This is a genomic window from Kitasatospora sp. NPDC048540 (assembly GCF_040651175.1).
GTDB lineage: Bacteria > Actinomycetota > Actinomycetes > Streptomycetales > Streptomycetaceae > Kitasatospora.
Genome location: NZ_JBEZIR010000119.1, coordinates 19227 through 27128 on the forward strand (window position 1 = coordinate 19227; position 7902 = coordinate 27128).

At 64.5% G+C, this 7902-nt stretch carries 4 protein-coding genes; 3 read left to right on the plus strand and 1 reads right to left on the minus strand.

Annotation, left to right across the window (positions count from 1 at the left end; all coding sequences use genetic code 11):
- Positions 1-46: 46 nt before the first annotated feature.
- Entirely contained in the window at positions 47-625 is a 579-nt protein-coding gene (locus tag AB0D08_RS32360) for a hypothetical protein (RefSeq protein ID WP_359893808.1), read from the minus strand.
- A 34-nt stretch (positions 626-659) separates the two neighbouring features.
- On the opposite strand from AB0D08_RS32360, the gene AB0D08_RS32365 reads away from it, so the two are divergent.
- From AB0D08_RS32365 to AB0D08_RS32375, 3 genes are all read left to right on the plus strand, one after another.
- On the plus strand, positions 660-1376 hold the full coding sequence (locus tag AB0D08_RS32365) for a response regulator transcription factor (RefSeq protein ID WP_033818713.1): 717 nt from the start codon (positions 660-662) through the stop codon (positions 1374-1376).
- Positions 1373-2839, plus strand: a complete 1467-nt coding sequence (locus AB0D08_RS32370) for a HAMP domain-containing sensor histidine kinase (protein ID WP_359893810.1) — start codon at positions 1373-1375, stop codon at positions 2837-2839. Before AB0D08_RS32365 ends, AB0D08_RS32370 begins: the two co-directional genes overlap by 4 nt.
- 182 nt (positions 2840-3021) lie before the next feature.
- On the plus strand, positions 3022-7902 hold a 4881-nt coding region (locus AB0D08_RS32375), incomplete at its 3' end, for an Ig-like domain repeat protein (protein ID WP_359893812.1).

The following is a 7902-nucleotide window of genomic DNA, read 5'->3' on the forward strand; positions in this document are numbered from 1 at the left end:
AGGGCAGAGTCCGCAAGCCGACGACTGCCCCTACGGGCACGCACCGTCACAGGGCGGTCTCCCGCACGGAAGCCTGCGGCTGTGGCTGGAGAGTGGCCGTGATCCGCGAACGATGGTCCCGGCTGCTGAACGTGACGACCAGCGTCCCCGGCTCGGACTGCGTCACATCCGTGGTGAAACCCGGCGCGGGAAGCGCCGAGACCAGACAGACCGCCCCGTTCCCGAAGTTGATCGAAGCCTGCCCCCCGCTCGAGCGCACCGTATGCGCACCGACACCGCCCTGACACGACGACCCCGGCCCCGGACGCTGCCCGGTCACCGCCGGCGACGGACGGGGAACCACCGTGGCGGGCGCCCGCGTCACTCCGGACGAGGGCGACGCGGAACTCCCCTTCGGCGACGGCGACGCGGAGGGAGAAGCCGAGGCCGGAGCCTTGGGCGGCTCGAGTGCGGACGGATCATCCGTCGCCTCACCCGACGCGGCGACGAACACCGTCGGCGTCGGCAGCGCGAGCGCCGGCACCGGCGTCGTCGACTTGATGACGAAGCCGACCGCGAAGAACACCGCCGTCACCGCCAGAGCGGTACAGGCCAACCACAGGAGAACACGCAAGAGCACGGGCACAACACCATCATTACCGATCCGCTACGGTGTCCCCATGGCGAACGTTCTTGTTGTGGAAGACGACCCGGACATACGTTTTTCCCTCATCGACGGGCTCTCCGCACACGGATTCACTGTTCGCAGCACCGGAGACGGATTCGGAGCCCTGCGCGAACTCACCCAGTCCCCGCCCGACGCCGTCGTCCTGGATCTCGGTCTGCCCGACCTGGACGGCTCGGACGCGCTGCGGATGATGCGCGGCATCTCACAGGTCCCCGTGGTGATCGTCACCGCACGGGACGACCACGACGAGATCATCCGGATCCTGCGGGCCGGTGCCGACGACTACATCGTCAAACCCTTCTCCAGCGCCATGCTCGCCGCCCGCCTCACCGCCGTCATGCGCCGTTCCGCCCGGCCGACCGCCGACCACCAGGCCGACGGCGCCTGGCGCGACACCACCTCCCGCGAAGCCATCGCCATCGGCAAGCTCCGCATCGACGAACGGGCCCGCACGGTCCACCTCGACCGCGACGAGATCCAGCTGACCCGCCGCGAATTCGACCTGCTGGCCTTCCTCGCCCGCAACGCCGACGAGGTCGTGCCCAAGCGCACCATCCTCACCGAGGTCTGGCGCGACGCCTACGTCGACGAGCAGACCATCGACGTCCACCTGTCCGCACTGCGCCGCAAGCTCAACGAACGCGCGGCCCGCCCGCGCTACCTCCAGACCGTCCGCGGCGTCGGCATCAAACTGGTGACCCCCAGATGAGACGATCACTCGCGGGCGTGGCCTTCGCCGTCACATCGATGGTCGCCCTGTCCTTCCTCATCCCCCTGGCCTTCCTGCTCCAGTCCCAGGCCAAGACCCAGAGCCGCACCGCCGCCGAACAGCGCGCCGCCGCCCTGGCCCCGTTCCTGACCGTCGAGCCGACCATCGCCGAACTGAGCCAGGCCGTCTCCGACCTCGACTCCGACAACCGCCTGGGCGTCCACCTCCCCGACGGCCGCATCGTCGGCGCCTCCCACTCCTCCGCCGAGTCACTGGCCCGCGCCGCCGACCGCGGCGAGTCCCTCACCGAGGACGTCCACGGCGGCTGGGTCTACCTGCAACCGATCGTCCTCGCCCACAACCAGGTCGCGGTCATCGAGTCGTTCGTCCCCCAGGCCGAGATGAGCAGGGGCGTCGGCACCTCCTGGGCCGTGATGACCCTCACCGCCGGCGGCCTCGTCATCGGCTCCGTCGCCCTGTCCGACCGTCTCGGCGCCCGGGTCGTCCGCTCCTCCAAGCGCTTCGCCCGCGCATCCCACGCCCTCGGCTCCGGCGATCTGCGCACCCGCATCGAACCCAGCGGCCCACCCGAACTCTACGAAGCCGGCCTGGCCTTCAACGCCATGGCCGACCGCATGGTCGAACTCCTCGCCATCGAACGAGAACTGGTCGCCGACCTCTCCCACCGCCTGCGCACCCCGCTCGCGGCACTCCAGCTCGCCACCGAACGCCTCGGCCCCACCGACGACGCCGAACGCATCCGCTGCGCCATCTCCCAGCTCGAGTCCGAACTCAACTCGATCATCACGACCGCCCGCACCCCGCTCGCCACCGGCCCCATGGGCGCGGCCTTCCGCGACACACCCCCGGGGCGGCTCCCCCACCAGCACACCGACGCCGACCTCGGCGAGGTGGCCGACGTCGTCCGTCGCCGCGCCGCCTTCTGGGCGATCCTCGCCTCCCAGCAGAACCGCCGCTGCGACGTCTCCATCACCACCGAAGCCACCCCGGTCGCACTCCCCGAGGACGACCTGGCCGCCGTGCTCGACGCCATGGTCGGCAACGTCTTCCGCCACACCCCGCAGGAGTGCGCCCTCGCCATCAGCGTCGAACGGACCGCCCAGGCCGTCACCATCGCGGTCGAGGACGCCGGCCCCGGCATCATCGACCCCGACCGGGCCCTCGCCCGCGGCTCCAGCGCGGGATCCACCGGACTCGGCCTGGACATCGCCCGACGCGCCGCCACCGCCACCGGCGGCGAGGTCACCATCGGCCGCAGCCCCCTGGGCGGCGCCCGCGTCGCCGTCCGCCTCGGACTCTCCTCCACCCCCAGCCTCGGCAGCCGCATCCGCCACCGCGCCGCCCTCCGGCAGGCCCGCCCCTGCTGCCGCCTCACCCGCCAGCGCGGGCTGCGGGTGCTATGCCGCGTCCGCAGGCGGGGCACGGAGAACGCGGGCGACTGACCACCAACCCCTCTCAGCCACGACACCGGCCACAGATCACGCCCGGGCAACGTTGTGTGCCCCCGCAGCCGTCCAAAGAGCCACTGCCGCAGACACCGACCTAGGCGATGGTGAGTCTCCCGAGAGGATGCTGCCCACGCAGGAGCGGTTGCGGCCTCCGGCTAACGATTGCGGAGATCCAGATGACGCCTGTGCCGAAGCCGAACCCGGGTGCCCTTCTGAACCACCTACGGGCTGCGGCGGCAGACGCCATCCAATGGACCCGGAAGCGCCGGACCGGGATCACTTCCCTCATACGCCCACGGGCCACCGTATCAGGCGGAGGACATGCGAATACACGCGGCGCGAACGCAGGCGGCTTCCGCGCGAGGAAGGGCTTCACAACCGCATTCACGTCGAACTTCGGATTCGGGTCAGGAAACCGCCATAAGGCGATCCGGGCTCTCGCCGCGTTCCTGGCGGCCGTTCTCACCGCAATATCGGCAATTTTTGTCCTGTCGTCCTCGCCGGCGCACGCCGAACAGGTGAACGTCACTCCGGCCGGGGCATATCTGTATGTCGCCAACAGGTCATCGATGACCGTGTCGGTGATCGATACCGCCACTGACACAGTGGTATCCACCATCCCGGTCGGCAACCATCCGGAGAAGGTGACAGTAAACCCGGACGGAAGTCGCGCCTACGTCACCTCCGACAATGAATCCATTAAAGTCATAAACACGGCCACCAATACCGTAGTTGACACGATCGACAGAAATAGAGGAATCTCGGGAATACCCAAAGGAATAGTATTCACTCCGGACGGTCGGGACATGTACATCACCACCGGACGATCGGTGCAGGACTTCAATTTTGCAGCCGATGAGGTGGTAGGAAATATTTCGATATCAGGAGGAATTAATCGATCTGGAATTTCCATCACACCTGACGGGAAGCACGTTTACGTCACAAGCGATTCGAGCAGATTCGTAACAGTGATCGCCACTGCGACTAACTCCATAGCCGACAGTATCGACCTCAATCCAGACCCCGCCCCGCCCACCCCGCCCCCGGCCAGATGCGACATTCCAACCGGAATAACGACCACCCCACCCAATGGAAGATATGCATATGTCACTTGCCATGACACAGTTGTCGCAATTGACACCGGAACATCTTCCGTGGCACGGGTCACCAACACCGCCGGCCAGGTTGCGGACGATGCGCAAGGCATAGCGGCCAGTCCGGACGGAACTCGCATCTATTTCGTAAATTTCCGCAGCGACACTCTATCCACCGTTAATACTGCAACGAAGCAGATTATCTCGACCGCATCGGTCATGCACCAACCGCGAGACGTTGCCGTGAGCCCCGACGGCTCCCGCATCTATGTCAGCAATGAGAGCTCGAACACCATCTCGGTTATCAGCTCTGCTACCAATACGGCCACGGCCATCACCACCTCGATCAAGCCCAACCCCGTTTCGATAGCAGTCGGCCCGGACGGCAAGCACGCCTATGTCGCGAACTATGGCGACAACAGCACTTCGGTCATCGATACCGGCACAAACAAAGTATCTACCACGGTACCGGTGGGCACGCATCCAACAACTGCCACAGTCCGGCCCGACGGCAAGTACGTCTATGTCGCGGGGGATGACACCATCTCTGCGCTTACCCCCGACGCAAGTGCGACCACCACCATCCACGGCACTGGGCAGGAACCGTCAGGGCTCGCAGTGAGCAATGACAACAAGTTTCTTTTCGTCTCCCACTTCAACTCGAACAACATCTCAGTGATTCAAGTTGACGATGCCGGTAGCGGGATCGTCAAAGGGACGATATCCATCACCATACCCGGTCTGGAATCATCGAATCCAGAGGGGTTGGCGGTAGGACCTGACGGCACACTCTACGCCGCCATCTTCGGATCGAACATCCTATCGGTTATCACCAATCCTGCCTCTACCTCTCCGACCATTAATTCGATCACCGTTGGTTCAAACCCGATCGATGTCGCCGTCAGTGGCTCGGGTGTTGTCTATGTCGCAAACTCGAACGCATCCCATCCAGGCGCCAACGGCAGCGTCTCGGTGATCAAAAACCCTAAAACTTCACCTACGGTCAGCACCATCACCAATGGCATTGCTTTTTTCGTCGACGCATTGGCCTTGAGCCCCGACGGCAGTCATGTCTATGTCTCCAACGGCGTTGCCAACGGCGGAACGAACACGGTCACGGTGATAGCCACATCCAGTGGCACCGTCACCGCGACCATAGCGATCCCGGCGCAGAACTCCCAGCCTTCGAGCGATCCCGTGGATATAGCGGTGAACCCCGACGGCCGGCACGCCTACACGGCTAACTTTCTCGACCGGAGCGTCTCGGTCATCACGACCGACTACGCGATCCCTGTCGGCAACGATCCGAATGGTCTCGCCATCGCTCAGGTCAAGTCGTCATCGGTGACAGCCGCAGGTGGATCTCCCCAGTCGACTGCGGTCGGCACCGCCTTTCCGGACCCTCTCGCTGCAAAGGTTACCGATTCCACCGGAAAGCCATTGAGTGGCGTGGCGGTAACATTCAGCGTACCCGACGGTTCCGCAACGTTCTCCGCCACAGCCACAAACCCGCCCAAAACCTCGGTCACAGCACTGACGCTCGACGATGGCGTCGCCACCGCACCACCCCTTACCGCATTGTCCAATGTGGCGAGCTATGCAGCGACCGCGCACGTCGATGGAATACCCATCGATGCTACCTACGACTTGAAGAATCTCGGCCCGAGTGTTCTCAACCCATCGGGAGGTAGCACCTCACAGTCGGCACAGGTCAACACGGCATTCGCCACCAATTTGGGCGTGCAGGTCAAGGACGCGGAAGGACATAGTGTCCCGAACATCCCCGTCACCTTCAGAGCTCCCAACACAGCAGACAGCCCCAGCGGTACTTTCGCGAACGGTACGGACACCGGGACAACTAGCGATTCCGGTCACACCATCGTCGTAAGGTCGAACGAATCCGGATTGGCAATCGCCCCTACGTTCACTGCGAACGGTAAAGTCGGACACTTCAGCGTCCAAGCGACGGCTGATTCCGGCGACGGCAGTCTCGTCAGCGTCTCGTTCGAGCAACTGGTCAATACTCCCGGTCCGGCCGCGAAACTAGTGGTTGACGGCAGCTCGTCCCCCCAGGCCGCGCTACTTTTCAGTAAATTCGCCAATCCCTTGTCCTTGAAGGTCCTCGATGCCTCCAACAATCCGGTACCTAATGTCGTAGTCACGTTCAAAGTAGTTCCAAACGGCGGCGTCGGCGGTACGCTCTCCGCCGGTACATCGACGACCATGACGGACGGCAGCGCGAGCGTTAATCTCACGGCAGGCAGCATCGGCGGAAAATACAAGGTAGTGGCCACTGCACCCGGAGTAGCCGACTCGGCACAGTTCGACGTCACCAATTCAACCGGGCCAGCATTTGTAAGCCAGGGATCTACCACGTTCAAAACAATCGGCACCAACACCTTCGAAATTCAGGCCGCCGGAACTCCGACACCCACTGTGACCGCAGCCGGCCTGCCGCCGGGAGTCACGCTTACCAATAGCGGGGCCGGCGACGGGAAAGCCATTCTCAGCGGGACCCCGCCGTTCACCGGGTCGCCTTACACGTTCGACCTCACGGCGACCAATGCATCAGGGGCAGCGCCAGTCGTCCAACACTTTGAATTGACCGTGATGCAGGCCGCCACCACGACAACGGTCGCGGCCCCACCGACTGCGCTCCCTGGGCAGCCCGTAGAAGTCACGATCACGGTCGATGCCAGCGTTTCTCCCACCGGAAATGTCGTCCTTCGGGACGGGACGGACCCCGATGAGTCGAAGAATCCCGTGATCGGGTTCGGAACACTGTCGGCCGCCTCGGGTTCCAGCGCGGCAGTGACTTTCTCGGTGAGCCTGACGGAAGGCAGCCACAGTCTGAGGGCGTCCTACGTCGGTGGCGCCGACAACAAGTTCGCCCCCAGCACCAGCGAGGCCGTGTCCGTGACGACTGCCAAGGTGCCCACCAACACGAAGCTGTCTCAGAACCCGGCAGGCGGCACCATTCCGATGGGCCAGAACGTCACGTTCACCGCCACCGTCACCGGTGACCCCGTGAAGGGAAATCCGCCTGACGGCTCCGTGTCGATCATCGACACCCTGCTGGGCAGCCCCGCCAAGACCGTCATGTCAGGTCTGTCACTCGATGCGAGCACCGATAAGGAAGCCATCGTTACGGTCGCCCTCTCCAGCCTCAATCTCGCAGCAGGACCCCACCACCTCACGGCGCACTACGCCGGCAGCGACGCGTTCCAACCCAGTACCAGCACACCTGCGTTGGACATCAATATCCAGGCATCGACCACAACCAAGGTCAGCAGCAGCCAGAACCCCTCCGACCCGGGCCAGGCCGTCACGTTCACCGCGACCGTCACCGGCTCTCCCGGAACACCCCAGGACGGCACCGTGGTCTTCCAGGACGGAGACACCAAACTCGGCGAAGCCACCCTCGACAACGGCATAGCGACCTACAGCACCAGTAGCCTCGCCCCACGAACCCACAGCATCACCGCCACCTACAGCGGCGACGACACCTACACCGGCAGCACCAGCGAACCGATCACCCAACAGATCACCAAGGCCGCCAGCACCGTCAAGCTCACCAGCAGCCTGAACCCCGCCGCACCCGGCCAGGACGTCACCTTCACCGCCACCGTCACCGGACCCACCAGCGGCACCATCACCTTCAAGGACGGCGACACCAAACTCGGCGACAGCCAGATCAACAACGGCACCGCCACCTACACCACCAGCAACCTCACCACCGGCGACCACACCATCACCGCCACCTACGACGGCGACGACACCCACACCGGCACCACCAGCGAACCGATCACCCAACAGATCACCAAGGCCGCCAGCACCGTCAAGCTCACCAGCAGCCTGAACCCCGCCGCACCCGGCCAGGACGTCACCTTCACCGCCACCGTCACCGGACCCACCAGCGGCACCATCACCTTCAAGGACGGCGACACCAAACTCGGCGACAGC

Excerpts from the sequence above, each read along its gene's own strand:
- AB0D08_RS32365 (WP_033818713.1), top strand. The coding sequence starts at position 660 with ATGGCGAACGTTCTTGTTGTGGAAGACGACCCGGACATACGTTTTTCC.
- AB0D08_RS32370 (WP_359893810.1), top strand. The coding sequence starts at position 1,373 with ATGAGACGATCACTCGCGGGCGTGGCCTTCGCCGTCACATCGATGGTC.